The organism is Streptococcus halitosis (assembly GCF_027691175.1).
Classification (GTDB): domain Bacteria; phylum Bacillota; class Bacilli; order Lactobacillales; family Streptococcaceae; genus Streptococcus; species Streptococcus halitosis_A.
In genome coordinates, this window is record NZ_JAQFBD010000002.1 from 121,884 (window position 1) to 148,309 (window position 26,426).

At 40.8% G+C, this 26,426-nt stretch carries 27 protein-coding genes and 1 pseudogene; 23 read left to right on the top strand and 5 right to left on the bottom strand.

From position 1 onward, the window contains the following. The first annotated feature begins 152 nt into the window (after positions 1–152). Together PG086_RS07225 and PG086_RS07230 are read left to right on the top strand one after the other, a co-directional pair. Positions 153–845 (top strand): phosphoglycerate mutase, encoded by a 693-nt coding sequence (locus tag PG086_RS07225; RefSeq protein WP_000240120.1) that lies wholly within the window; start codon positions 153–155, stop codon positions 843–845. A gap of 217 nt (positions 846–1,062) precedes the next feature. Next, positions 1,063–1,419: pseudogene (locus PG086_RS07230) on the top strand (transposase); the annotation flags it as partial. A gap of 325 nt (positions 1,420–1,744) precedes the next feature. On the opposite strand, the gene PG086_RS07235 reads toward PG086_RS07230, so the two are convergent. Further along, positions 1,745–3,055 carry a sensor histidine kinase gene (locus PG086_RS07235; protein ID WP_254726025.1) on the bottom strand — a complete coding sequence of 437 codons (1,311 nt, stop codon included), beginning with the start codon at positions 3,053–3,055 and terminating at the stop codon, positions 1,745–1,747. After that, entirely contained in the window at positions 3,056–3,745 is a 690-nt protein-coding gene (locus PG086_RS07240) for a response regulator transcription factor (protein WP_270748383.1), read from the bottom strand. It abuts the gene before it with no gap. 170 nt (positions 3,746–3,915) lie between these two features. On the opposite strand from PG086_RS07240, the gene PG086_RS07245 reads away from it, so the two are divergent. Genes PG086_RS07245 through PG086_RS07255 form a run of 3 tightly spaced genes read left to right on the top strand, consistent with a single transcriptional unit; the run spans position 3,916 to position 6,289 of the window. Next, positions 3,916–4,824 carry an ABC transporter ATP-binding protein gene (locus PG086_RS07245; RefSeq protein ID WP_001067289.1) on the top strand — a complete coding sequence of 303 codons (909 nt, stop codon included), beginning with the start codon at positions 3,916–3,918 and terminating at the stop codon, positions 4,822–4,824. Next, on the top strand, positions 4,824–5,564 hold the full coding sequence (locus tag PG086_RS07250) for an ABC transporter permease (protein WP_000933491.1): 741 nt from the start codon (positions 4,824–4,826) through the stop codon (positions 5,562–5,564). The genes PG086_RS07245 and PG086_RS07250 overlap by 1 nt, the downstream gene beginning before the upstream one ends. Then, positions 5,561–6,289, top strand: coding sequence for an ABC transporter permease (locus PG086_RS07255; RefSeq protein ID WP_213988159.1), 729 nt, complete (start codon positions 5,561–5,563; stop codon positions 6,287–6,289). The genes PG086_RS07250 and PG086_RS07255 overlap by 4 nt, the downstream gene beginning before the upstream one ends. A 115-nt stretch (positions 6,290–6,404) precedes the next feature. On the opposite strand, the gene PG086_RS07260 is transcribed toward PG086_RS07255, so the two are convergent. Further along, the gene (locus tag PG086_RS07260; protein ID WP_270748388.1) at positions 6,405–7,637 is read right to left on the bottom strand and encodes an ISL3 family transposase; all 1,233 of its coding nucleotides are present in this window, start codon (positions 7,635–7,637) and stop codon (positions 6,405–6,407) included. Positions 7,638–7,783: 146 nt separating this feature from the next. On the opposite strand from PG086_RS07260, the gene PG086_RS07265 reads away from it, so the two are divergent. The 7 genes from PG086_RS07265 to PG086_RS07295 all read left to right on the top strand — a co-directional run bounded on the left by PG086_RS07265 (position 7,784) and on the right by PG086_RS07295 (position 15,849). Continuing rightward, positions 7,784–8,485: an ABC transporter ATP-binding protein gene (locus PG086_RS07265; RefSeq protein WP_270748389.1), complete on the top strand. Its 702-nt coding sequence runs from the start codon at positions 7,784–7,786 to the stop codon at positions 8,483–8,485. Next, positions 8,481–11,186, top strand: coding sequence for an FtsX-like permease family protein (locus PG086_RS07270; RefSeq protein WP_270748455.1), 2,706 nt, complete (start codon positions 8,481–8,483; stop codon positions 11,184–11,186). Before PG086_RS07265 ends, PG086_RS07270 begins: the two co-directional genes overlap by 5 nt. A 144-nt stretch (positions 11,187–11,330) precedes the next feature. Next, a complete protein-coding gene (rpsO, locus tag PG086_RS07275) occupies positions 11,331–11,600 on the top strand; it encodes a 30S ribosomal protein S15 (RefSeq protein WP_001018251.1) in 270 nt (89 codons plus the stop codon). A 742-nt stretch (positions 11,601–12,342) separates the two neighbouring features. Next, positions 12,343–13,389 carry a FecCD family ABC transporter permease gene (locus PG086_RS07280; RefSeq protein ID WP_270748391.1) on the top strand — a complete coding sequence of 349 codons (1,047 nt, stop codon included), beginning with the start codon at positions 12,343–12,345 and terminating at the stop codon, positions 13,387–13,389. A 1-nt stretch (position 13,390) separates the two neighbouring features. Beyond that, positions 13,391–14,146 (top strand): ABC transporter ATP-binding protein, encoded by a 756-nt coding sequence (locus PG086_RS07285; protein ID WP_270748392.1) that lies wholly within the window; start codon positions 13,391–13,393, stop codon positions 14,144–14,146. Between the two features lie 19 nt (positions 14,147–14,165). Next, positions 14,166–15,176 carry an ABC transporter substrate-binding protein gene (locus PG086_RS07290; RefSeq protein WP_270748393.1) on the top strand — a complete coding sequence of 337 codons (1,011 nt, stop codon included), beginning with the start codon at positions 14,166–14,168 and terminating at the stop codon, positions 15,174–15,176. After that, the gene (locus PG086_RS07295; protein ID WP_270748394.1) at positions 15,157–15,849 is read left to right on the top strand and encodes an alpha/beta hydrolase; all 693 of its coding nucleotides are present in this window, start codon (positions 15,157–15,159) and stop codon (positions 15,847–15,849) included. Before PG086_RS07290 ends, PG086_RS07295 begins: the two co-directional genes overlap by 20 nt. A 42-nt stretch (positions 15,850–15,891) precedes the next feature. On the opposite strand, the gene PG086_RS07300 is transcribed toward PG086_RS07295, so the two are convergent. Further along, the gene (locus tag PG086_RS07300) at positions 15,892–16,641 is read right to left on the bottom strand and encodes a lysophospholipid acyltransferase family protein (RefSeq protein WP_270748395.1); all 750 of its coding nucleotides are present in this window, start codon (positions 16,639–16,641) and stop codon (positions 15,892–15,894) included. 132 nt (positions 16,642–16,773) lie between these two features. Between PG086_RS07300 and PG086_RS07305 the strand changes: the two genes are divergently transcribed. The 7 genes from PG086_RS07305 to PG086_RS07335 all read left to right on the top strand — a co-directional run bounded on the left by PG086_RS07305 (position 16,774) and on the right by PG086_RS07335 (position 24,079). Then, entirely contained in the window at positions 16,774–19,110 is a 2,337-nt protein-coding gene (locus PG086_RS07305; RefSeq protein WP_270748396.1) for a cation-translocating P-type ATPase, read from the top strand. A 101-nt stretch (positions 19,111–19,211) separates the two neighbouring features. Continuing rightward, entirely contained in the window at positions 19,212–19,889 is a 678-nt protein-coding gene (locus tag PG086_RS07310) for a tRNA (adenine(22)-N(1))-methyltransferase (protein ID WP_167265268.1), read from the top strand. Further along, entirely contained in the window at positions 19,876–20,673 is a 798-nt protein-coding gene (locus tag PG086_RS07315) for a Nif3-like dinuclear metal center hexameric protein (protein WP_167265270.1), read from the top strand. The genes PG086_RS07310 and PG086_RS07315 overlap by 14 nt, the downstream gene beginning before the upstream one ends. Before the next feature lie 16 nt (positions 20,674–20,689). Beyond that, on the top strand, positions 20,690–21,793 hold the full coding sequence (locus tag PG086_RS07320) for an NAD(P)/FAD-dependent oxidoreductase (RefSeq protein ID WP_270748397.1): 1,104 nt from the start codon (positions 20,690–20,692) through the stop codon (positions 21,791–21,793). Between the two features lie 6 nt (positions 21,794–21,799). Next, the gene (locus PG086_RS07325; protein ID WP_167265174.1) at positions 21,800–22,114 is read left to right on the top strand and encodes a hypothetical protein; all 315 of its coding nucleotides are present in this window, start codon (positions 21,800–21,802) and stop codon (positions 22,112–22,114) included. Beyond that, on the top strand, positions 22,093–23,112 hold the full coding sequence (gene galE / locus PG086_RS07330) for a UDP-glucose 4-epimerase GalE (protein WP_084939863.1): 1,020 nt from the start codon (positions 22,093–22,095) through the stop codon (positions 23,110–23,112). The genes PG086_RS07325 and galE overlap by 22 nt, the downstream gene beginning before the upstream one ends. Further along, on the top strand, positions 23,096–24,079 hold the full coding sequence (locus PG086_RS07335; protein WP_162279080.1) for a glycosyltransferase family 2 protein: 984 nt from the start codon (positions 23,096–23,098) through the stop codon (positions 24,077–24,079). Before galE ends, PG086_RS07335 begins: the two co-directional genes overlap by 17 nt. 82 nt (positions 24,080–24,161) lie before the next feature. Here PG086_RS07335 and PG086_RS07340 read toward each other — a convergent pair whose 3' ends face one another. Beyond that, positions 24,162–24,365 (bottom strand): ferredoxin, encoded by a 204-nt coding sequence (locus tag PG086_RS07340; protein ID WP_270748398.1) that lies wholly within the window; start codon positions 24,363–24,365, stop codon positions 24,162–24,164. Between the two features lie 45 nt (positions 24,366–24,410). Here PG086_RS07340 and PG086_RS07345 point away from each other — a divergent pair, with 45 nt between their 5' ends. From PG086_RS07345 to PG086_RS07360, 4 genes are all read left to right on the top strand, one after another. Beyond that, positions 24,411–24,917: an SAG1386/EF1546 family surface-associated protein gene (locus PG086_RS07345; protein WP_001040924.1), complete on the top strand. Its 507-nt coding sequence runs from the start codon at positions 24,411–24,413 to the stop codon at positions 24,915–24,917. A 9-nt stretch (positions 24,918–24,926) separates the two neighbouring features. Beyond that, positions 24,927–25,601, top strand: a complete 675-nt coding sequence (cmk, locus tag PG086_RS07350) for a (d)CMP kinase (RefSeq protein WP_270748399.1) — start codon at positions 24,927–24,929, stop codon at positions 25,599–25,601. A gap of 118 nt (positions 25,602–25,719) precedes the next feature. Continuing rightward, the gene (locus PG086_RS07355) at positions 25,720–26,226 is read left to right on the top strand and encodes a dihydrofolate reductase (RefSeq protein WP_033606214.1); all 507 of its coding nucleotides are present in this window, start codon (positions 25,720–25,722) and stop codon (positions 26,224–26,226) included. Next, positions 26,226–26,396: a hypothetical protein gene (locus PG086_RS07360; protein ID WP_000442251.1), complete on the top strand. Its 171-nt coding sequence runs from the start codon at positions 26,226–26,228 to the stop codon at positions 26,394–26,396. The genes PG086_RS07355 and PG086_RS07360 overlap by 1 nt, the downstream gene beginning before the upstream one ends. Positions 26,397–26,426 lie beyond the last annotated feature (30 nt).

The following is a 26,426-nucleotide window of genomic DNA, read 5'->3' on the forward strand; positions in this document are numbered from 1 at the left end:
TCTATCGAGAACAATTATGATAGTGCGATAAAGAGAAGACTGCTAAGCTCTTCTCTTTTTAGTTGATTTTAACTAGCTTTTTTGTGAAAAATTGTGTAAAATAGAATAGATAAACGAGGGAAACCTCGAAAAATAAAAGGAGAATCCATCTAATGGTAAAATTGGTTTTTGCTCGCCACGGTGAGTCTGAATGGAACAAAGCTAACCTTTTCACTGGTTGGGCTGATGTTGATTTGTCTGATAAAGGAACACAACAAGCGATTGACGCTGGTAAATTGATCAAGGAAGCTGGTATCGAATTTGACCAAGCTTACACTTCAGTATTGAAACGTGCGATCAAAACAACAAATTTGGCTCTTGAAGCTGCTGACCAATTGTGGGTTCCAGTTGAAAAATCATGGCGCTTGAACGAACGTCACTACGGTGGTTTGACTGGTAAAAACAAAGCTGAAGCTGCTGAACAATTTGGTGATGAGCAAGTTCATATCTGGCGCCGTTCATACGATGTATTGCCTCCTGCAATGCCTCATGATGACGAATACTCAGCGCATACTGACCGTCGTTACGCTTCACTTGACGATTCAGTCATTCCAGATGCTGAAAACTTGAAAGTGACTTTGGAACGTGCCCTTCCATTCTGGGAAGACAAAATCGCTCCAGCACTTAAAGATGGTAAAAACGTATTCGTAGGAGCTCACGGTAACTCAATCCGTGCCCTTGTAAAACACATCAAACACTTGTCAGATGATGAAATCATGGGTGTAGAAATCCCTAACTTCCCACCATTGGTATTCGAATTCGACGAAAAATTGAACGTCGTAAAAGAATACTATCTTGGAAAATAATCTATAAACAGAAGGCCTAGGGATTCCTAGGCTTTTTTGTATTTGCTTCTAGTTTCCAATTAGTTGAAGAAGCGTTATAAATGATAGTAAAGAGTGACTTAATTGTAAGAAAGAGAGAAAGACGATGGCTTACAGGCTCTTTGTCAACTGTAGTGGGTTGATGAAAAGGGCTAGTAAGGTGAAATGATCTAATCGAGTGGTTATTCTAGGGTAATTAAAAACGATTTATCGTGCTGAAAATTTAGAAATGGCAGTACAAGCTTTAGAGGACTTTATCGCTGAATGGAAGCCAAAGTATAGGAAAGTCATGGAAAGTCTGGAGAATACGGATAATCTTTTAACTTTTTTCCAGTTTCCCTACCAAATTTGGCACAGCATTTATTCGACAAACCTCATTGAGTCTCTCAACAAAGAAATTAAACGTCAAACGAAAAAGAAGGTTCTTTTTCCTACCGAAGAAGCCCTGAACCGTTATTTAGTTACTTTGTTTGAAGATTATAATTTCAAGCAAAGTCAACGAATCCATAAAGGGTTTGGTCAATGTTCTGACACACTTGAAAGCTTATTTGATTAGCACTCCATAACTCTACTTGAGTGTTTACACATAATTATTGACAGTATCTAAAGCGTTTTTAGTGTAATTCGTATATAGTTGTTGACAAAACATTTTAACAGTAAAAGAGTGCAACTTTATTTGTTCACTCTTTTTTTGCGTATAACAGAAAAATTTTTGATAAATAGAATAGTATTGCTACTTATTTATCAAAAATTTACGATGATTAGACGAAAGAATACTTTGCCCCAAAAATAGCATTTAGAAATATTTAGAAGATAAATAATGTGTCGCAATGCTCCAAATGGTTAGTTTTCTAAGTGTAAGCTTGTTCTTAGACAGGTCATTATTCCTTTACTAAAGGTAAAGAAATGGTGACTTTTAATCCTGGATGATTGTCTAAAAAAACAATTTCACCTTGATGTAATTTAATAATTTGTTTGGTGATAACTGTCCCCATACCATGTGATTCATAATTAGTTGATTTTTGATTTAGCTCAGTAATTTTTTGAGCTGTAATATCTCCTTGATCTGCAATGACGATGAGCACTTTATTATCAGATAATTGATAAGTCAGATCAATCTGGTTAGAGCCGCTGTGCATAATACTATTAAGCAAGAGATTTCTAAAAGCTCTTGCTAATAAAGTTACCTCTCCTTTTACCAACACTGTCTCGGCAGGCAAATCAAAATGAAGTGTAATTGTTTCATAATTATTCAATATATCGGCAATTACTGTTCGTAGGACAGCAACCAAATCAAGATTGGAAAATTCGGAGTGACGCTTTTGGTTATCCAATAAGTAGCTCATATTGAGATTAGAAATCATTTCTTTCATAGTTTGAATCTGATTTTCAATTTCCTCTGTCTGCTTTCCTTTGCCATATTGCTGCTCTAACTGACTGTTATAACCTGATATGAGCATAAGAGGATTGCGTAAATCATGACTGACCCCTCTAATCCATTGCTCTTTCATCGTGTTGCTTTCTTCCAAAATATGAGATGTTTCATTGAGAGCCGTCTTAATTTCAGAGAAATTTCCCTTTTCTTTAAGAACGATATTTTGACCTTGAGATAAAGAAGTGACAGCAGTAATAATCGGCTCCATCTCCTTTTTAATACGCAACTTTGATCGGCTCAAAAGAATAAAAATAAGTAAAAGAATAATACCCAAGAAAACAAGTCCCAAACTGAGAAAATTCCTAATAAATTGCGTATTAGCATAGAAATTAAATTTTGCTAAGGAATGCTTTTTAGGATAGCCCAAAACTAAAATTTGCTGACCACGTACATAGGAGAAAACAGGGTAATCTTCTAAATACCAACGTGAAAATTTAACCATATCAGCATTCGTATAATGCCTTTTGAGTCCTTTAGGTAAATGATAAGATTGGACAATATTGCCATCTTGATTCAGTACCATAGCCCAAGTATTTTGTTTATCCATTTCAATTTTGCTGCTTTTATCAAAATTGAAATTATTCTCTTGACTCGATTGAGCGATTTTAGTGTAAAGTAGTTCCGGTTTTTCCTTTCCATAGAAACTAAAATAGGCTGAGAAAACCAAACCATAAACAAAAACAAGTCCTATGATTAAAGCCAAGATTAATAGAACATACCTGGTTAATAACTTAGTAAAAAATTTAACGGTATCCATTTAATTCACCTTTAGTTTGTAACCCAAACCTTTAACCGTTATTAAGCTTTCTGGTTTAGAAGGATTGGCTTCAATCTTTTGTCGAATCTTACGAATATGAGCCATTAGGGTATTATCATAGCCTTGGTATTGTAATCCCCAGACTTTTTCTAAGAGTTGGTCAAAAGTAACAATGCGATTCTTATTATCATATAAGACCTTAAGAATACTGTATTCCTTAGCCGTCAGCTGAATCTCTAGTTTTCCTTTGGTAATCAAGGCTTGGCTAAAATTCACCTGGCAAGCAGGCAAAACAAGGGTATCTTCCTTTTCGGGATAGGCTCTTTTTAAGATGGAAAGAATACGCAATTCCAAATCTCTTGGACGGAAAGGCTTTATAATATAGTCATCTGCCCCTAACTCAAAGCCCTGATATTGTTTTTCTATATCGGAGATTGCCGACAAAAACAAAACAGGAACCATTGAAGTCTTACGGATGCCCTTTAAAACTTCAAATCCTGATCCTTCAGGCAGCATAATGTCTAAAATAACTAAATCAAAAGATTTTTCTTCAAATTGCTCCAAAGCTTCTTTTTGTGATTGTACACTTGTTAGATTGCTAAACCCAGCAATGCTCAATGATTCTTGCACTATTTCTAAAATTTCTGGGTTATCGTCTAAAATTAAGATCTTCTGTTCTTTATAATTCATACTATTACCTCAACAAGACTAGTATAACACATTGCTTCCTTGGTCAAGGACTTTAAAGTAAAAATTAAGGAAGAATTAAGGTAATGAACAGGTTAAAATAAAGGAGGTTCATTATAATGAAATAGTGAAAGGATATAACATCACTCTAAGATTTTTAAAGGAGAAAACAAATGAACAATTATATCGTTGAAACCAACCAATTAAGTAAGGATTTTTCAGGTGAAGTAGCCGTTAATCAGCTCTCTATTCATATTAGAAAAAATGAAATTTATGGTTTTTTGGGACCAAATGGTGCTGGTAAGAGTACTGCTATGAAAATGCTTTTAGGATTGTTGCAACCAAGCCACGGTTCCATTAAGCTCTTTGGAAAAACCTTTAACAGCAATCAAATATCACTCCTCTCAAATGTAGGTTCTCTCATTGAAGAGCCCTCTTACTATGCTAATTTGACCGGCTATGAAAATCTTGAAATTATCCAAAAATTGCTTAAATTACCAAAAAGAAATATTGATGAAGTTTTAAAGATTGTCAAACTTTTCGATCAAAAAGACAAGCTAGTTAAAAACTATTCACTAGGCATGAAACAACGTCTAGGAATTGCACTAGCCATTGTTAAATTTCCTAAATTACTGATTTTGGATGAGCCAACTAATGGTTTAGACCCTGCCGGTATTCAAGAAATTCGTGAGCTCATCAAGTCCTTGCCACAAAAATATGATATGACTATCATCGTTTCTAGCCATATTCTTTCAGAAATTGAACAGATGGCTACAACTGTTGGTATTATCAATCATGGTCAATTACTTTTTGAAGGCCACCTATCTGACCTTGAAGAAGATGAAAAATATCTGTTTGAGACCAGTGATGATGTAACTGCTAAAAGAATACTAATGTTCAATGGTTTTAATTTGGATGATGACAAAAAATTGATTATCAACGATAACAATAAAGTTAATATAGCCACTGCTATTCGACTCTTAGTTGAAAATGATGTTGATATTTATCAAGTTCGTATGATTCGTCGATCGCTGGAAGATGTTTTCCTTGATATGACAGGACGGGAAGGAAGTGTTTTGTAATGCTAAATTTACAATTAGAATTTATCAAACTAAAAAGACGGTCTTTCTTGCTATCTTTGATTGCTATTGTAGCAGTGGGCCTGATTTGGAGTGGCGTTGTTATCAAATATGAATTACCTAAAACGCATGAGGCCTATAATGCCATTTATACCATGACTTACTTGAATGATGTTATTTTGCCACTTTTCATTGCAGTTTTAGCGTCTAGACTACTGGAATTGGAACATCTAGGCAAAACTTTTAAACTCTTGCAAACCAGTAACGAAAGTCCTTGGCAACTTTTTAAGGCTAAATTGACTGTGATGGCTATTTTTGCCTTTGTTGTCAGTTTGATTCAAACGATTTTTCTGAAATTTATTATTCAAGGCATGCAGGTCAGTGTGACACTTGTTTCATTGAGTCTCTTTTTGTCCACAACTTTTTTGGTTTGTCTCTTTCTGTCTTGTTTACATCTTTGCTTAGCTTTTATCTATCCAAAGCCAAGTGTGACAGTGGTAACAGGCTTAATTGGTTCCTTCCTGTCATTTGTAGGTATCGGTGCGTTACCATTTCCTATTCGTATTTTCATTCCTTGGCAATATTTCTCTATGATGGGAATCGCTAAACGGGTGGCTGGAACTAACACTTATCTTTTTCAATATGATAATTCTTATCCCTTTAAATTAGTCACATTATTGCTTATCATTTTTTTAAGCATCTTTGTCAGTAAAAAACTCATTGGAAAGGCGGATCTATTATGATTATTTTTGAATTTAAAAAAATCAAAAAAAGTGCTATTCCGATAACGCTAATCTTCTTTAACCTTATTGGGTCCTTATTGGGAGCAATGATTTACGCTCTCAATCGAGAGGTGCTCCTAGATGGTACACAAGCTCACGTCCTTTGGGGACAAACAGTTTTCTATTCCTCGCAGATATTTACTCCTATTCTGATCGGGATTATCTGTTCCATCAGTTGTCAATTCGAGGAAAGCAATAAAAACTGGCAGCGCTTATTAAGCATTCCAGTTAAAGCCAATCGTATCGTTTTATCAAAAATCACCAGCTTGTCACTAGTCATGGCTATTAGTCAACTGATAGTTCTTCTCTTTTATATTATTAGCGCTTTGGTTTTGAAGGTACCTTTTGCAAATTATCTACTGGACTTTTTGCTTTGGTCTATCACAGGTTGGCTAGCAACCATTACTATTGTCACCATTCAAATTTTTCTTAGTATTCGCTTAAAAAATTTCGCAGTGCCTATTCTTATATCAGCTATTTTGGCTATGGCAGGACTTATGACCCTCTTTATTGGACAAGGTCTTTTTAGAATTTTCCCTTATGCTCAGATTGCTGTTGGTGATCGAGCTCGTTCCTTAGTCCCTTTTACCTTATCTGAATTTATCCTTTTCTTAGTTGTCAATGGTGCTTATATTTTTATCTTCTATACCTTAGCAGTTAGACAGCTTAAAAAGAGATTTATTTAATCTCATTTATAGTAAAAAACAAGAAGAAAGCGAAGATTTATCGTAATTGTTATACAATTAATGATCAGCAAATAAACAGTGGGCTCTTTGTCAACTGTAGTGGGCTGATGAAAAGTTACAACCTGGAGAGGAGCAAATTGCTTCTCTCCTTTTTGATGTTCAAAGCAATGAGAATTCTAGTTTTAAAGTTGTCAAAGTTCCGGAAGCCAAAAGCATTTCGCTTGATGACTTTGATGATATTATTGGTAGCCTCTATTTTTGCGTTTGAGTAGGGAAGTTCCAGTGCATTCATGATCTTGTCTTTATCTTTCGAAAGGGTCTTGAAAACAGTTTGAAAAATAGGATTTACAGAAGAAATTGTTTCTTCAATAAGACTAAAGAAATGTTCCGTTTGTTTCTCTTGAAAATGAAAGAGTAGGAGTTGATAGAGATTATAGTGCTGTCTAAGTTCTTGAGAGTATGAAAGCAGCTTTTCTAGAACCTCTTTATTGGTCAAGTGTGACCGAAAAGTTGGTCGATAAAATCGTTTATCACTGAGTTTACGGCTATCCTGTTGGATGAGTTTCCAGTAACGTTTCAGTGCTTTATATTCGTGCGATCTCCTGTCAAACTGATTCATAATTTGGATGCGTACGCGATTCATTGCTCGACTGAGATGCTGGATAATGTGAAAGCGGTCGAGAACAATTTTTGCATTTGGAAAAAGTTTTCTAGCAATATCGTAGTAGGGACTAAACATGTCCATGGTAATGACTTTCACACGACTTCTCACCTGTCTAGAATAACGAAGGAAATGATTGCGAATAGTTGCTTGAGTCCGTCCATTATCGTAGTCCTGTGCAATAAAGCTCATCTTACCTTTCTTGAAGCTGTACTCATCCCAGCTCATGTGTTCTGGAAGGTGGTTAAGATCAGACTTGACCTCGAACTCTTTCAATTTACGGATGACTGTCGAAGTAGGGACCGATAAACTTTCGGCGATAGCAGTCATAGGGACTTTCTCGATTAATTTTTGAGTGATTTTCTGGTTGACGATCGTTGAGATTTGGTAGTTCTTTTTGACTAAGGAAGTCTCTGCGACAGCTATTTTTCCGCATACTTTACAACGAAAACGGCGTTTTCTCAATCGAATAAGAGTTTTGTATCCCGCACACTCTAGATAGGGAATTTTAGATTCTTTTTGGAAGTCATATTTAGCCATTTGTCCTTGACAATCGAGATACTTAGGAGCAGGATAATCTAGCTTAGCGATGATTTCTTTATGTGTTCCAGCATCCAGATAATCCAAGATTATGATGTTCTTGTCTTTAATTCCGAGTATGTTTGTGATAAAATTTAATTGTTCCATAAGATTCTTTCTAATGAGGGTTTGGTCACTTTTTCATTATAGGTCTTATGGGGCTTTTTTTGTTTTTGCTTCTAGTTTCCAACTAGTTGAAAAAGCGTTATAATGATAGTAAAGAGTGACTTAATTGTAAGAAAGAGAGAAGGACAATGGCTTATATTGAAATGAAACACAGCTACAAGCGTTATCAGGTTGGGGATACGGAGATTGTGGCTAATCGTGATGTGAATTTTGAAATTGAAAAGGGGGAGCTGGTCATCATACTTGGCGCTTCAGGTGCTGGAAAATCAACCGTTCTCAATCTTTTAGGAGGTATGGATACCAATGATGAGGGGGAGATTTGGATTGATGGTGCCAATATTGCCAACTATAGTTCGCACCAACGAACAAACTATCGTCGTGAAGATGTAGGCTTTGTTTTTCAATTTTATAATCTGGTCTCTAATCTGACGGCCAAGGAAAATGTGGAACTGGCTTCAGAAATCGTGACAGATGCCTTGGATCCAGAGCAAGTGCTCAAAGATGTAGGTTTGGTTCATCGACTCAACAACTTTCCAGCCCAGCTTTCTGGAGGGGAGCAACAACGAGTTTCCATCGCGCGCGCAGTAGCCAAAAACCCCAAAATCCTTCTCTGTGACGAACCGACAGGTGCCTTGGATTACCAGACGGGGAAGCAAGTCTTGAAGATTCTCCAAGACATGTCTCGTCAAAAAGGAGCGACAGTGATTATCGTGACCCACAATGGTGCGCTCGCTCCTATTGCAGATCGGGTGATTCATATGCGTGATGCCACGGTTAAGAGTATGACAATCAATGAGCATCCGCAGGATATCGATACATTGGAGTATTAGCATGAAAAAAACATATCGAAAAGACTTGCTCCAGTCAGTGACTGCTTCCAAGGGACGCTTTGTTTCTATCCTGACCTTGATGATGCTGGGTTCTCTAGCCCTAGTAGGTCTTAAAGTAGCCAGTCCAAACATAGAACGTACGGCAGAAGATTATCTCCGTAAAGCCAATACATTGGATCTGGCAGTGATAGCTGATTATGGCTTGGATAAAGAAGACCAGGACGAACTAAAGACCCTTCAAGGAGCAAGTGTTGAATTTGGCTATATGGTAGACCTAACCGTAGAAAATAGTGAAGAAGCGGTTCGACTTTATTCCAAGCCAGAGGGGATTTCAACCTTCCAAGTGACAGAAGGGCGACTGCCAGAGGATGATGAGGAAATTGCCCTAGCCGACTTCTGGAAAGACCGCTATCAGATTGGGCAGACTATTACCTTTACTAAGAAAGAAGAAAAGTCCGTCCTAAAAACTCAAACTTTCACAATTACTGGATTTGTTCAGTCGGGTGAGATGCTTTCTCAAAAAGATTTAGGGAGTGCTAGTAGTGGAAATGGAAGCTTGGCCGGTTATGGAGTGATTTTACCCAATCAGTTTGATTCAGATGTTTATAGTATTGCGCGTGTGCGCTATGATGATTTAAAAAATCTGGATGCTTTTTCATCAGACTATAAGACCAAACGAACCCAACATCAGGAAGAGTTGCAAGATTTGCTAGCCGATAATGGTCAAAAAAGATTGGCAGATATCAAAGCAAATGGGCAAAAGAGCTTGGAAGAGGGGAAAGAACAGCTCCAAACTGCTGAAAGCAACTTTCAAAATGGCAAGAGTCAGTTAGAGCAGGCTGAAAGTCACTTAAAAACCCAAGAAGAACAAGCAACCGCTTTACCAGAACCGCAAAAGAGTCAAATCGAGGGACAGCTGATAAAAGCTAAGGAAGAACTGGCGACAAAAAAAGAAAAACTGGCTCAGACAGAGAGTGATCTAACTAAGGAAAAAGAGAAGCTTGAACAGCGTCAGAAAGAGCTTGATGAACTGGCAGAGCCGAAATACCACGTATACAATCGCCAAACCATGCCAGGTGGACAAGGTTACCTCATGTACAGCAATGCATCATCAAGCATTCGTTCAGTCGGAAATATCTTTCCAGTGGTGCTTTATATGGTCGCCGCAATGGTGACCTTTACAACTATGACTCGCTTTGTGGATGAAGAACGTACCAATGCCGGTATTTTCAAGGCCCTAGGTTACCGGAATCAAGATATAATTGCCAAGTTTGTCCTCTATGGTTTTCTTGCAGGAACTGTAGGAACCATTTTAGGAACGCTTCTAGGACATTATCTCCTTGCAGGCGTGATTTCGGATGTTATAACAGCTGGGATGGTCGTTGGTAAAAGTCAGGAGTATTTCTATTGGTCTTATAGTCTTATTGCCCTAGCTTTAAGTTGGGTATCCAGCGTTTTGCCGGCTTATCTGGTGGCGCGAAGGGAATTACACGATGAAGCAGCCCAACTCTTACTTCCAAAACCTCCCGTTAAAGGATCAAAGATTTTGCTGGAACGCCTGAGCTTTATTTGGAGTCGTCTGAGCTTCACTCATAAGGTTACGGCAAGAAATATTTTCCGATATAAGCAACGGATGTTGATGACCATTTTTGGAGTTGCAGGTTCGGTGGCTCTCCTATTTGCAGGTCTTGGCATTCAGTCATCTGTGGGAGGAGTTTCCGAGCGTCAATTTGAACAAATCCAGCAATACCAGATGATTGTAGCAGAAAAGAGCAGTGCGACGGAGCAAGAAAAAGCAGATCTAGAAAGCGCCTTGCAAGCTGAATCGATCCACGCTTATCAAAAGATTTACTCTAAATCCATTGAAAAAGATTTTAAAGGGAAAGCAGGACTTCAAACCATCACCATTATGGTCACAAGCAGAGAAAATTTCAACCCCTTTATCGTATTAGAGGAAAAGGGGCAAGAGGTGGAGATCACTGATGGAGCGGTCTTAAGTCAAAAACTAGCTCAACTAGTAGGTGTTACGATTGGGGATAAGCTGGAGCTTGATGGGAAAGAAATCAAGGTCGCAGCTATTTCTGAAAACTATGTTGGACACTTTGTTTATCTCAACCGAGCGACTTACGAACAAGTCTACGGCACCAGTCCACAAGATAATACCTACCTAGTAAAATTAAAAGATCCGACGCCTTCCAATACGGAGAAAGAAGCGGCTACCTTCATGGAAAAAGCTGCTGTTTCTGGGGTCGTCCAAAATGCGACGGCCATCCATCTCTTTGAATCTGTAGCTAGTTCGCTCAATAAAACGATGGCAATCCTTGTCCTTGTTTCGGTTTTACTAGCCATTGTCATTCTCTACAATCTCACCAATATCAATGTGGCAGAACGTATCCGTGAACTTTCCACTATCAAGGTTCTCGGTTTCCACAATAAAGAAGTGACCCTCTATATCTACCGCGAGACCATAGTGCTATCCCTTGTGGGGATTGTTCTAGGTTTGGTAGCAGGCTACTATTTACATCAATTTTTGATTCAAATGATTTCACCAGCCACCATACTCTTTTATCCTCAGGTCAACTGGGAAGTCTATGCTCTTCCAATCGTCGCAGTGACTGTGATTTTAGCCTTACTAGGTATCTTTGTCAATCACCACTTGAGAAAAGTGGATATGCTCGAAGCCCTGAAATCAGTAGAGTAATTCATGGCTTTAAACAGTAAATCAGTTGACAAAGTCCCTGCTTCTTGGTAGAATAAGAACTGTCGTAAAGACAAATAACTTCTTCTTGGTTACAGGCATGCCAACCTGTCACTCGGATGAAGCCAAATAAAAAGGAGAAACATCATGGCAATCTCAAAAGAGAAAAAAAATGAAATCATTGCACAATATGCACGTCACGAAGGTGATACAGGTTCAGTAGAGGTTCAAGTTGCTGTCCTTACTTGGGAAATCAACCACCTTAACGAACACATCAAACAACACAAAAAAGACCACGCTACTTACCGTGGATTGATGAAAAAAATCGGTCGCCGTCGTAACTTGCTTGCATACTTGCGTAAAAACGACGTTAACCGTTACCGTGAGTTAATCAACTCTCTAGGACTTCGTCGTTAATCTGCTTTATTTTCCACTTACATTGCGTTGTCACCTTACCTCGATATACTCAAGTATAATCTTCGGTTACGGTTCCTAGCACTGTAAGGTAAAATAAACCAGATCATCTCCCTTCGGGGAGATTTTTTTATTTTCACTAGTTTTATAGTACAATCTTCGGCTTGTCGCCTAGTCTACAAACGTTTTATCCAGCAAGAATTATGATGCTAAGGGCGTTAAAAATCCGTATGAAAATAGGGAAACGACACAATGTTCGATGAACACAAGGAGTTTCATCTTTTCCACTAGGATTTTAGCCCGAGCTCAAATTAGCTCTCTGATTTCAGAGGGCTTTTTATGTTGTCGCCTTATCTCAATATACTCCAGTATGATCTTCTGTTGCGGTTCTTAGCACTGTAAGGTAAAATAAACCAGATCATCTCCCTTCGGGGAGATTTTTTGTTTCACTAACATTTTCGTACAATCTTCGGCTTGTCGCCTAGTCTATAAACGTTTTATCCAGCAAGAATTATGATGCTAAGGGCGCCAAAAATCCGTATGAAAATAGGGAAACGAGACAGTGTTCGATGAACACAAGGAGTTTCATCTTTTTCGCTAGGATTTTAGCCCAAGCTCAAATCAGCTCTCTGACTTCAGAGGGCTTTTTCTATATATATTTCCATTCTTGTTCATCTAATAGAAATATGGTATACTTTTTATGGGAATTTTCTAAATTTTTAAGATTCTATCAAAGGAGATTTGCATGCTTTCCAAATTTTCTGGAAGCCGACGGGACCTGCAATTTTTGTTACTTTTAGGTATTTTGCTAGCTGTTTTAGGGATTTCCCTCTTTCTAGCAGTTTCTATGGGATCCGTTGCGATTGATCTAGGAGATACCTATCGGATTATTTTGAGTAGGTTGGGTTTTCCTCTTGAGATAGGAGTGGTTTCCAAGTCCACTCTTGCCATTGTATGGAATATGAGATTCCCTCGAGTATTACTCGGTCTGATAGTAGGGGCTGGTCTTTCCATGTGTGGTAGCGTGATGCAGTCTACAGTGAACAATCCCATCGCAGAGCCTTATGTCTTAGGAATTTCTGCGGGTGCAACTCTAGGAGCAACCTTAAGCATCATTCTTGGTTTAAAATTGGTGATTAGCCTTGGAGCTTTCCTTGGAGCTATTTTGGCAACAATCGCTGTCCTTATCATTGCCTCTATGCAGGGCAGGATGACGACTTCTAGTCTGATTTTATCAGGAACGGTGGTCAATGCTCTCTTTCTGGCATTTTCCAACTTTATTATCTCAGTTGGCGCTAATGCGGACAGTGTGATGACCATTAAGTTTTGGACCATGGGTTCGCTTGCTGGAACTACCTGGGCAGACTTGGTTCTGCCAACTATAGTAGTAGGATTGGCTTTTCTATTTTTCGCTACTCAGTATCGTGTTTTTAATGCGATGATGATGGGAGATGAGGCTGCTTTAACTTTGGGAATTCCCTTACGCTTTTATTGGTATCTTTATGTGACCATGGTGGCTGTATTGACAGCGGTCTTAGTGGCAACCTGTGGGATTATTGGATTTGTCGGTCTGATTACTCCACATTTAGCTCGAGGGTTAGTAGGAACGAATTACAGGAGACTTTTTCCTGTTGCGACCATACTGGGTGCCCTCTTTGTGGTCTGGGCAGATGTACTCTCTCGAGTCATCATTCCAAATGCTGAGCTGCCGATTGGTATTTTTACAGCCTTAGTGGGTGCTCCCTTCTTTATCTACATTGTTGGAGGTAGGCGAAAGGAGGTGAGGGCCTGACATGGACTTGATTTGTCAGGATGTCCATTTTGGAATAGGAGAGAAAAAAATCCTCAAAGGAGTTTCTCTTAAGGTTGAGGGACATCAATTTCATACGATACTAGGGCCAAATGGAAGTGGAAAAACCAGCCTGCTTAAACTCCTCTATCGTCAGGAAAAGGCAGACAAAGGTTTGATAAGCCTAAATGGAAAACCGCTGGAGCATTGGTCACTCAAAGAAACAGCTAAGCAGATGGCAGTTGTTACCCAGTTTAATCAATTGCAGTTTGATTGTACAGTTGAGGAAATCGTCTTGCTGGGAAGAACTCCACACCTCTCTTTTTTAGAGAAGGAAAAGGAAAGGGATTATGCCTTCGTTCAAGATGCTCTCGTCAAGGTGGATATGCTTGAGAAAAAAACTCGTCTTTATTCGTCTCTTTCAGGTGGGGAGAAACAGCGAGTCTTATTAGCACGCGCCTTGGCGCAAGAACCGACTCTCTTGCTCCTGGACGAGCCAACCAATCACCTGGATATCAAGTATCAGCTAGACTTGTTGGCCATTGTGAAGAATCTCAAGGTCAATGTTCTAGCTGTCCTACATGATATTCAACTTGCTTGTCGCTATTCAGATTATCTCTATCTGATGAAAGAGGGGGAAATCCTTTACCAAGGAACTCCAAAGGAGACCATCACCCCTGAGTCATTGCAAACTGTATACGGAGTTCAAAGTCAGGTGACTTGGACTGAGGATCAGCAAGCTATGATTCACTATTTATAAAAATGAAAAGGAAAACAAGATGAAAAAAACACTAAGCATTTTACTCGTAATAGTAGCTACCCTAACCATGGCAGCTTGTGGTAACACTACTACAGAAAAAGCTACCACACAGTCTAGCACAGAAACAAGTCAAAAGGCCAGTACAGAGACGACTTATCCGTTAACGGTCAAAACCTATGACGCTAAGGGAAATGAAGTCGAACAAGTCTTTGACAAGGCACCTGAAAAAGTTATCACCAACAATCTTTCAACAACTGAAATCTTATTGGAGTTAGGCTTGAAGGATAAAATTGCTGGCATGCTCAACCCTGACAATGCTGTAACAGACAAATACAAGGAAGCGATTGCGACGATTCCTCAAATTGGCGATAAAAAAACAGTCTCACAAGAGACAGTCCTTTCTTATGAACCAGATGCGGTGATGGGTCGAAACATGATGTTTTCTGAAAAATCCTTGGGGACAGTTAGCACTTGGAATGAAAACAAAATCCCAGTCTATACGCAAAAAGCTTCTCTCTCAACGATTCAGCAAGATTTGGGAAATATTGTAGAAGACGTTAAAAATCTTGGAATGATTTTCAATGTTCAGGACAAGGCTAATGAATACGCAGCTCAATTACAAGCTAAAATCGAGGCTGTTAAGAAAGCTAATCCAGCAAGTCAAGGTGAAAAGAAAAAGGCTTTGATTATGGTTGCTTATAATGACGAAACCTTTGGTGCATACAAGTCTGCTTTGCAAGAAAGCTTGTTGAATCAACTTGGTTATACAAACGTTGCAACGGGAACATCAGGCTTGACCTTGGAAAATCTCGTGTCAATGGATCCTGAGTTGATTATCTATGTAACTAGTGACCGCAATAAAAAATTGGATGCCAACGCAGTAGAGTTGATGAAAGCAAATGAAGTTTTGGAAAACGTTCCTGCAATTAAGAATCAAAAAATCATGACTATTTCTTACGATGAGTTGATGGATTATGGTCCAGCAGTAATTGATTCCCTTGAGAAAATCAATGACTTTATCAATAAATAATGAGTTTGATTGGGAAGGGATCCAAGTCAAGGTCAGCCTTCCTTCGACTTATGATCCCAATCAAACCTATCCAGCGATTCTCTTGAATGATGGAAATTTGGATTTTCTATCTTCCCTTTCAGAATCTGTGATTTTAGTGGGCTTGACCTCTAAAAATCGCCTAGATGACTACACTCCATGGAAGGCAGCTGCTCTGAGAGAGGGGACTCCAGATTTTGGCGGTCAGGCAAAGGTCTATCATGATCATTTATTTGGAGGTCTTTTAGACAGGTTGCAGTCGCTTTATCGCCTGGACAAAAATCGCCTTGCCTATGGAGGGTATTCACTAGGTGGTTTGGCGGCTGTCTACAGTCTTTTCCATTTTGACAAGGTCTCCTGTATCTTCTCTATCTGCGGTTCCTTTTGGTTTCCTGATTTTGTGACTTATTGCAAGGAAGAGAAAGTGAGAAATCTAGACTGTTTGCTGTATTTACAGAATGGCCAAACAGAAGGAGCCCATCATACCAATCGCTTGGCTCAAGCACCAGCCTATGCTGAGCAGATCCATACTAGTCTTCAGAAACACTATCCGACTAGTCAGTTTGTCTTTGATCCCTATGGGCATCATGAGCAAGTTGCTGAGCGATTTCTAGCCTTTTCCAGCTGGTTGGCCCAAAAATGGAAAATCAAATAAAAGAAATATCCCTTGGCAAAAGCTAAGGGATAATTGTATTTTTTAACCAAGAGACTCTCTCTTCTTATCTGGATTCCAGATAAAGCTTGCAATGAAGGTAAAGATAATTGTTAGGATACCAACAATCACAGCAAGGATGAGAGCTGGGATGCGGACAAACCACCAGAGTGGGTTTGGTTTTTTATCATTGTGCCATTGCTTGGTTTCTTCGTCCAAACGTTGGAATTCTGCTTGGATACGGTCTGCAACCATTTCAATCCCTTCATCATTCATTTTCTTGATGTCTGAGATATCGATAGGATTTCCAAAGTTCATATCCACACGTTCACGGCTGACCAACCCTTTTAAGGTCATGGGACCGGTGTAGGTGACAGGCATGATACGGACCTTGGCCATTTTTGCAATCAGAGCAACCCCACCCTTGACATCGTTTGAGTGACGGCTTCCACTTGGAAACATGATGAGAGAGCGGTCGCTTTTTTTGAGGACGTTGATAGGGTACTTGATGGCAGAGGCACTAGGTTTTTCCCGATCGATAGGAAAGGCGCCACACATACGGATCCACCAGCCAAAGATACGGTTGGTAAACAGCTCTTTTTTGGCCATAAAGATGAACTGTTTTGGCTTGGTCGCAAAGGCCATGTAAACAGGATCCCACCAGGTACGGTGAGGTGCGACGAGGATATAGTTTTCGTCTCGGCTAGGGATTTTATCAGTATTGTGATAGTGGGCATTGCCATTGATGGACCACAAGATCAGCATGACTAGTCCACGCAAATAAGTATAAAACATGAGATCTCCTTCGATTGTATTGCTTTTATTATTATACCTTATCAAAAGACTGCTGGCAAACTTTTTCAGTTATCAGCCAACAGTTTTAGATGGGATTAGAATTCTTTTAAAAAAAATGATATGATAGATTTTATGGATAAAAATAAGATAATGGGATTAACCCAAAGAGAAGTCAAAGAAAGACAGGCTCAAGGTTTGGTCAATGACTTTACCGCATCAGCTAGTACCAGTACTTGGCAAATCATCAAACGAAATGTTTTTACACTTTTTAACGCATTAAACTTTGTTATTGCTCTAGCGCTGGCCTTTGTGCAGGCTTGGAGCAATCTGGTCTTCTTTGCTGTTATCTGCTTTAACGCTTTTTCTGGGATTGTGACTGAGCTACGGGCCAAACATATGGTGGACAAGCTCAATCTCATGACCAAGGAAAAGGTCAAAACCATCCGTGATGGTCAAGAGGTCGCTCTCGATCCAGAAGAATTAGTCCTAGGAGATGTCATTCGTTTGTCTGCGGGAGAGCAGATTCCTAGTGATGCCCTGGTTCTGGAAGGATTTGCGGAAGTCAATGAAGCCATGTTGACGGGTGAGAGTGATTTGGTGCAAAAGGAAGTGGATGCTCTGCTTTTATCGGGCAGTTTCCTAGCTAGTGGTGCAGTTTTGGCTCAAGTCCACCATGTCGGGGCAGAAAACTATGCTTCCAAACTCATGCTAGAAGCTAAGACAGTAAAACCGATCAACTCCCGTATCATGAAATCGTTGGACAAGTTAGCTGGTTTTACTGGGAAGATTATCATTCCCTTTGGTCTAGCTCTCTTGTTAGAAGCCTTGATTTTAAAGGGTTTGCCCCTCAAGTCATCCGTTGTAAATTCATCGACTGCCCTTTTGGGAATGTTGCCCAAGGGAATCGCCCTTTTGACCATTACTTCGCTCTTGACTGCGGTGATCAAGCTGGGCTTGAAAAAGGTCTTGGTGCAGGAGATGTACTCTGTCGAGACCTTGGCGCGCGTGGATATGCTCTGTCTGGACAAGACGGGCACCATCACCCAAGGAAAGATGCAGGTGGAGGATGTTCTTCCTCTGACGGAAACTTATGGTGATGAGGCTATTGCCAGCATTTTGACTAGCTATATAGCTCATAGTGAGGATAAAAATCCAACAGCTCAAGCCATTCGCCAGCGTTTTCAAGGACAGGTTGCCTATCCTATGCTTTCGAATCTTCCCTTCTCTAGCGACCGCAAGTGGGGAGCTATGGAGTTAGAAGGGCTAGGAACGGTTTTCTTAGGTGCGCCTGAGATGTTGTTGGACTCTGAAGTCCCAGAAGCCAGAGAGGCTTTAGAGAGAGGTTCACGTGTCTTGGTCTTAGCCCTTAGTCAGGAAAAACTAGATCATCACAAACCACAGAAACCGTCTGACATTCAAGCCCTGGCCTTGCTGGAAATCTTGGACCCGATTCGAGAAGGAGCAGCTGAGACGCTGGATTATCTCCGTTCTCAGGAAGTGGGCCTCAAGATTATCTCTGGCGACAATCCCGTTACAGTATCCAGCATTGCCCAGAAGGCTGGCTTTGTAGACTATCACAGCTATGTAGATTGCTCAAAAATCACGGATGAGGAATTGATTGCCATGGCTGAAGAGACAGCTATTTTCGGACGTGTCTCCCCTCATCAAAAGAAACTCATCATCCAAACGCTGAAAAAAGCAGGGCATACAACGGCTATGACAGGGGACGGAGTCAATGATATCCTGGCCCTTCGTGAGGCGGATTGTTCGATCGTGATGGCTGAGGGAGATCCGGCGACTCGTCAGATTGCCAATCTGGTTCTTTTGAACTCAGACTTTAATGATGTTCCTGAGATTCTCTTTGAAGGTCGTCGTGTGGTCAATAACATCGCCCACATCGCACCGATTTTCTTGATTAAGACCATCTATTCCTTCTTGCTTGCGGTGATTTGTATTGCTAGTGTTTTACTAGGGCGGTCTGAGTGGATTTTGATTTTCCCTTTCATTCCAATCCAGATTACCATGATCGACCAATTCGTGGAAGGTTTCCCGCCATTCGTTTTGACTTTTGAGAGAAATATCAAACCTGTCGAGCCAAACTTCCTCAGAAAATCCATGCTTCGTGCTCTACCAAGTGCACTCATGGTCGTATTTAGCGTTCTTTTTGTGAAAATTTTTGGAACGAGTCAAGGTTGGTCTGAGTTAGAAATCTCAACCTTACTCTATTATCTCCTTGGGTCTATCGGTTTCTTATCCGTATTTAGAGCTTGCATGCCATTCACCCTCTGGCGAGTCCTTTTGATTGTCTGGTCAGTGGGCGGTTTCCTAGCTACAGCTCTTTTCCCAACGATTCAAAAGCTACTTGAAATTTCGACCTTGACAGGACAAACACTGCCTGTTTATGGGGCCATGATGCTGGTCTTTACAGTGATTTTCATTTTGACCAGTCGTTATCAAGCCAGAAAATAAAGAAAAACTGCAATCTGTGGATTGCGTTTTTTTTAGGTGCAAGATTGCTAGCTGAAATATGGTATAATAAAAGGTAATAGAGTTTTGGAAAGTGAGAGAAGATGATTTCAAAGAGATTAGAATTGGTTGCTTCCTTTGTGCCACAAGGGGCCGTTTTACTAGATGTGGGGAGTGACCATGCTTATCTGCCAATCGACTTGGTTGAAAGAGGACGAATCAAAAGTGCTATTGCAGGTGAGGTGGTAGAAGGTCCCTACCAATCCGCGGTCAAAAATGTTGAGGCTCACGGCCTAAAGGAGAAAATCCAGGTTCGTTTAGCCAATGGTTTGGCAGCCTTTGAAGAGGCAGACCAAGTATCGGTTATTACCATTGCAGGTATGGGTGGTCGTTTGATCGCTAGGATTTTAGAAGAAGGCTTGGACAAGTTAGCTAATGTAGAACGTTTGATTCTCCAGCCCAATAATCGAGAAGACGACTTGCGCATTTGGTTGCAAGAGAACGGATTTCAGATTGTATCAGAAAGCATCCTAGAAGAAGCTGACAAGTTCTACGAGATTTTGGTGGTGGAAGCGGGACAAATGAAGCTATCAGCCAGTGATGTTCGCTTTGGCCCCTTCTTGTCCAAAGAAGTCAGCCCAGTCTTTATCAAAAAATGGCAAAAAGAAGCTACTAAGCTAGAATTCGCCCTCAGTCAAATCCCAGAAAAAAATCTGGAGGAACGTCAAGTTCTAGTAGATAAAATTCAAGCCATCAAGGAGGTGCTCCATGCTAGCAAGTGAAGTTATTAACGCGTATGAAGGCTTCTGCCCTCAGGAATTTTCTATGGAGGGTGACAGTCGTGGTCTGCAAATTGGTACTCTAGACAAGGATATTCAAAGGGTTATGGTTGCCCTGGATATTCGTGAAGAGACGGTGGCAGAGGCCATTGAAAAGGGTGTGGATTTGATTATCGTTAAGCACGCGCCTATTTTTCGTCCTATCAAAGACTTGGTAGCCAGTCGTCCGCAAAACCAGATTTACATTGATTTGATTAAGCATGACATCGCAGTTTATGTCAGCCATACTAACATTGACATCGTTGAAAATGGCCTTAATGACTGGTTCTGCCAGATGCTAGGAATCAAGGAAACAACTTATCTTCAGGAAACAGGTCCTGAACGTGGGATTGGACGGATTGGGAATATTCAGTCTCAGACATTTGGGGAATTGGCCCAGCATGTCAAACAAGTCTTTGGTCTAGATAGTCTTCGCATGGTCCATTATCAAGAGAGTGATTTGCAGAAGCCTATTTCAAGAGTGGCAATCTGTGGTGGTAGCGGTCAGTCATTCTATAAGGATGCTTTGGCAAAGGGAGCAGATGTTTATATCACTGGCGATATCTACTATCACACAGCTCAGGATATGCTGTCAGATGGCTTGCTGGCATTGGACCCAGGACATTATATCGAAGTGCTTTTTGTGGAAAAAATCGCAGCACTTCTTACTCAATGGAAGTCAGAAAAGGGCTGGACTGTTGATATCTTGCCTAGTCAGGCATCGACTAATCCTTTCCACCATATCTAGTTAGAAAGTGAAGACAATGAAAAAAGTTGCCATTATTGGAGCAGGGATTGTGGGGGCGACAGCTGCCTACTACCTCGCGAAAGAAAGCCATCTAGAGGTGACCGTTTTTGACCATGGTCAAGGTCAGGCCACCAAGGCTGCAGCGGGAATTATCAGTCCTTGGTTTTCCAAACGCCGCAATAAAGCCTGGTACAAGATGGCACGCTTGGGGGCTGACTTTTATGTGGATTTGTTGGCTGATTTGGAAAAGTCAGGGCAAGAAATCGACTTTTACCAGCGTTCGGGAGTTTTTCTCTTGAAAAAGGATGAATCCAAGTTAGAAGAACTCTATAAACTAGCCCTCCAGCGCAGGGAAGAATCTCCCTTGATAGGCCGGTTAGCCATTTTAGACCAAGCGTCTGCAAATGAATTATTCCCTGGTTTGCAGGAATTCGACCGCCTGCTCTATGCTTCTGGTGGAGCGAGAGTAGATGGCCAACTATTAGTGAATCGTTTGCTAGAAGCCAGTCAGGTCAAGCTGGTCAAAGAAAAAGTGAGTCTGACACCTTTATCATCAGGCTACCAGATTGGCGAAGAGGTGTTTGAGCAGGTTATTTTGGCAACAGGAGCTTGGTTGAGGGACATTTTGGATCCTTTAGGATATGAAGTAGATGTTCGTCCCCAAAAGGGACAACTCCGAGATTATCAACTCTCAGAAGACCTAGAATCATACCCTGTTGTCATGCCAGAAGGGGAGTGGGATTTGATCCCTTTTGCAGGTGGGAAATTGTCCTTAGGCGCTACTCATGAAAATGACATGGGATTTGACTTAACAGTGGATGAAAGCTTGCTCCAACAGATGGAGGAAGCAGCCTTGCCTCACTGCCCAGCCTTGGCAGAAGCAAAATCATCAGGTGAGCGTGTAGGAATCCGTGCTTACACCAGTGATTTCTCGCCTTTCTTTGGTGAAGTCCCTGGCTTAGCAGGTGCCTATGCAGCTAGTGGTCTAGGTTCATCAGGCCTCACAACGGGTCCTATCATTGGTTACCATCTAGCCCAATTGGTCCAAGACAAGGAGTTGACTTTGGCCCCAGTAAACTATCCAATTGCAAACTATGTCAAACGAGTAAAAAGCGAATAGTACTCAATGAAAATCAAAGAGCAAACTAGGAAGCTAGCCGCAGGCTGCTCAAAGCACGGCTTTGAGGCTATGGACAGAACTGATGAAGTCAGCTCAAAACACTGTTTTGAGGTTGTGGATCGAACTGACGAAGTCAGTAACCATACCCACGGTAAGGCGAAGCTGACATTGTTTGAAGAGATTTTCGAAGAGTATAAGCATTTTACTAAAATTTTAGTCTCCCCTCTAGGATGGCAAATGACATTCCCTACCAAAAATGGTAAAATAAGAAAAAATAATTCGAGAATCGAGGAAAAAAGATGCAAGAAAAGATTTTGGTAACTGGTGGTGCCGGTTTTATCGGAACCCACACTGTTATTGAATTGATCCAAGCAGGTCATCAAGTGGTTGTAGTGGATAACCTTGTCAATAGCAACCGTAAAAGTTTAGAAGTTGTTGAAAAAATCACAGGAGTTGAAATTCCTTTCTATGAGGCAGATATCCGTGATACTGATACTCTCAGAGATATTTTCAAGCAAGAAGAGCCAACAGGTGTGATTCACTTTGCTGGTTTGAAGGCTGTAGGTGAATCAACACGTATCCCTCTTGCCTACTATGACAACAATATCGCTGGAACCCTTAGTCTTTTAAAAGTTATGGAAGAAGCAAACTGTAAGAATATCATCTTCAGCTCTTCTGCGACAGTTTACGGAGATCCTCACACAGTTCCAATCTTAGAAGATTTCCCACTTTCAGTGACCAACCCTTACGGTCGTACCAAACTCATGCTAGAAGAAATCTTGACCGATATCTACAAAGCAGACTCAGAATGGAATGTGGTCTTGCTTCGTTACTTTAACCCAATCGGAGCACATGAGAGCGGAGATTTAGGAGAAAATCCTAATGGAATTCCAAACAATCTCTTACCATATGTGACTCAGGTAGCTGTTGGAAAATTAGAGCAAGTACAAGTCTTCGGAGACGATTACGATACGGAAGATGGAACTGGTGTTCGTGACTATATCCACGTCGTAGATCTAGCCAAAGGTCACGTTGCAGCTCTTCAAAAAATCCAAAAGGGGTCTGGCCTTAACATTTATAACCTTGGAACAGGCAAAGGCTACTCTGTTCTTGAAATTATTCAAAATATGGAAAAAGCAGTGGGACGTCCTATTCCTTACCGCATCGTAGAACGCCGCCCAGGTGATATCGCTGCCTGCTATTCAGATCCTGCAAAAGCCAAAGCAGAGCTCGGATGGGAAGCAGAATTTGATATCACGAAAATGTGTGAAGACGCATGGCGTTGGCAAAGTAAGCATCCAAATGGATTTGAAGACTAAGATAATGATTTCGATCATTGTCCCCTGTTTAAATGAAGAGGAAGTACTTCCTCTTTTTTATCAGTCTGTTGAAGATTTGCTTCCTGACCTGGGAGCAGAGGTCGAGTATGTCTTTATAGACGATGGCTCAAGCGATGGGACCTTAGATCTTTTGAAGGCTTATCGGGAGCAAAATCCTGCGGTGCATTATGTCTCATTTTCACGAAATTTTGGGAAGGAGGCAGCTCTGTACGCAGGTTTACAGTATGCGACTGGGGACCTGGTGGTTGTGATGGATGCAGACCTCCAGGACCCTCCCGGTATGCTACTTGAGATGAAAGCCTTACTAGACCAAAATGCAGACTTGGACTGTGTTGGGACACGGAGAACTAGTCGGGAGGGAGAACCCCTCTTTCGCAGTTTCTGTGCTGATCTTTTTTATCGCCTCATGCAAAAAATCAGCCCAGTAGCTCTCCCCTCAGGCGTCCGTGATTTCCGGATGATGAGAAGGTCTGTGGTAGATGCTATTTTAACCCTGACCGAGTCCAATCGGTTCTCTAAGGGACTCTTTGCCTGGGTGGGCTTTAAAACGCACTATCTTGATTATCCAAACGTTGAACGACAGGCTGGCAAGACCAGTTGGAGTTTTGGACAGCTCTTTGTCTACTCGATTGAAGGGATTCTCAATTTTTCAGATTTCCCCTTGAGTATAGCCTTTGTAGCGGGACTCCTATCTTGTTTTATTTCTTTTATGATGACTGTTTTTGTAGTATTTCGGACTCTTATTTTGGGAAATCCAACATCTGGCTGGACCTCTCTGATGGCCGTCATTCTCTTTCTTGGGGGGATTCAACTTCTGACCATTGGGATTCTGGGCAAGTATATCAGTAAGATTTACCTGGAAACCAAAAAAAGACCACTCTACCTCATCAAAGAAAAAAGTGATCTTTCTATTTTTGAAGGAAAAAATAACCGGAAAAGACTATAATTTTACCTAGAAATATGCTAAACTAGTAGGTGAAGGGATTAAAGTGATAAAGAGAATCTACAAAATCAATCTCCCTTTTAAACTATGATGGATCTTTTAGAAGTGCACGTGTAGGACAATTTTTGATGGCCTCCAGAATATCGCTGTTCTCAGCGATTTCTCTTTGCAATTCAACTGGATCATCGCAAAATCGAACGATTCCATTATCATGGTAATCAAAGAGTTCAGAATAGGTTTGGCAAAGCCCGCAGGCGATGCACCGTTCAGGTATAAGTGTGAGTTTCATATTTATATTGTAATAAGAAAGTTTAAAAAATACAAGGAGTAAGGTATGGCAAAGGAACCATGGCAAGAAGATATCTATGAAAATAGTGAGGAAGAATCAAGATCAGAGCGTCGTCGCCGTAAACAAAAAGGAAAAGGCGCTGTTGCCAATCGTGTCTTAACAGTTCTAGCTAGCCTCTTCTTTGTGATCGTTGTAGCGATGGTGGTTGTATTGATTTACTTATCAACCGGAGGAAGCAATCGTACTTCATCTTTGAAGGACTTCTATGATACATCGTCTCCTTCTACAAGTTCAAGTTCTAAAGTAGAAGCATCGTCATCTTCAAGTAGCAAGGTAGAGGAAACATCTTCTTCTGAAACAACTCCTTCAGAGAGCAGTTCAGAAGAGCACACAGAAGGAGAAGGAACACTCACTGTGCATCCTGGAGAGGGTGAGGCAGCTCTTGCTCAACGTGCAGGGATTTCCATTGCTCAATTAGAAGCCCTAAATCCTTCTCACATGTCATCTGGATCTTGGTTTGCCAACCCAGGTGATGTGATTAAGACAAGATAGGAGTCGGGAATGAAGACAATTCAAATTGCTATTGATGGTCCAGCTTCCAGTGGTAAGAGTACGGTTGCAAAGATTGTCGCTAAAGATTTTGGTTACACTTATCTCGATACGGGCGCTATGTACCGTGCTGCGACTTATATAGCGCTTAAGCACCAGTTGGATGCAGGAAATGTAGACCAACTTCTTGAGCTTCTTAACCAACACCCCATTAGTTTTGGACGTTCAGAAACAGGTGATCAACTTGTTTTTGTAGGGGATGTGGATATCACTCATCCTATCCGTGAAAATGAAGTGACCAACAAGGTTTCAAGCATTGCTGCCATTCCTGAGGTGCGTGAGAAACTGGTTTCGCTCCAGCAAGAGATTGCTCAGCAAGGTGGCATCGTGATGGATGGGCGTGATATCGGGACAGTTGTTTTACCACAAGCTGAACTTAAGATTTTCCTAGTAGCTTCTGTTGAAGAAAGAGCAGAGCGTCGTTATAAGGAAAATATTGCTAAAGGGATTGAAACTGACTTGGAAACTTTGAAAGAGGAAATTGCGGCACGTGACTACAAAGATAGTCATCGTGAAACCTCGCCTCTCAAACAGGCTGAGGATGCAGTTTACCTCGACACAACTGGACTAAGTATCCAAGAAGTGGTCGAAAAAATTGAATCAGAAGCAAAAAAATATATGTCCTAGGGACGAGAGGAGCAGGCTAGATGATGCCTGCTCCTTTTCTCTCTTTTGCGCGCGTTTCAAAACAGTCTTTTTGGGAGAATTTTGATAAAATAGTAATATCAATAAAAAGGACGGAAGCATGACAAAGAAAATCATAGCCATTTGGGCCCAGGATGAAAAAGGTGTGATTGGGAAGGAAAATCGTCTCCCTTGGCATTTGCCGGCAGAGTTGCAACATTTTAAGGAAACAACTTTAAATCATGCCATACTGATGGGACGAGTGACCTTTGATGGCATGGGACGTCGTCTGCTTCCAAAACGGCAAACCCTGATTTTAACGCGCAATAGCGAAGAGGTCATAGATGGGGCGCTCGTATTTCAAGATGTGGAGTCTGTTTTAGCGTGGTATCAGAGTCAAGAAAAAAATCTCTATATCATTGGCGGAAAACAGATTTTTCAGGCTTTTGAGCCTTATTTAGATGAAATCATCGTGACACAGATTCATGCTCAGATAGAGGGAGATACCTATTTCCCTGAGGCGTTTGACTTGTCTCGTTTTGAGACGGTCGCAAGCAAATCTTACACCCGAGATGAGAAAAACGACTATGATTTTACCATCGAATACCGAGATAGAAAGGAAGTCTAATGGAGCGCAGTATATTTGGATTTTTCACAGCTTTTTTGTGTGTAATCTGTATCTTGACTGGAGCACAGGCTTTTCGTAAGAAGCGCTATGGACTGTCTGCCTTACTCTGGTTGAATGCCTTTACCAATCTGGTAAACAGTATTCATGCTTTTTACATGAACTTATTTTAGATAGAATGATAAATTAGAATGGAAGGAAAT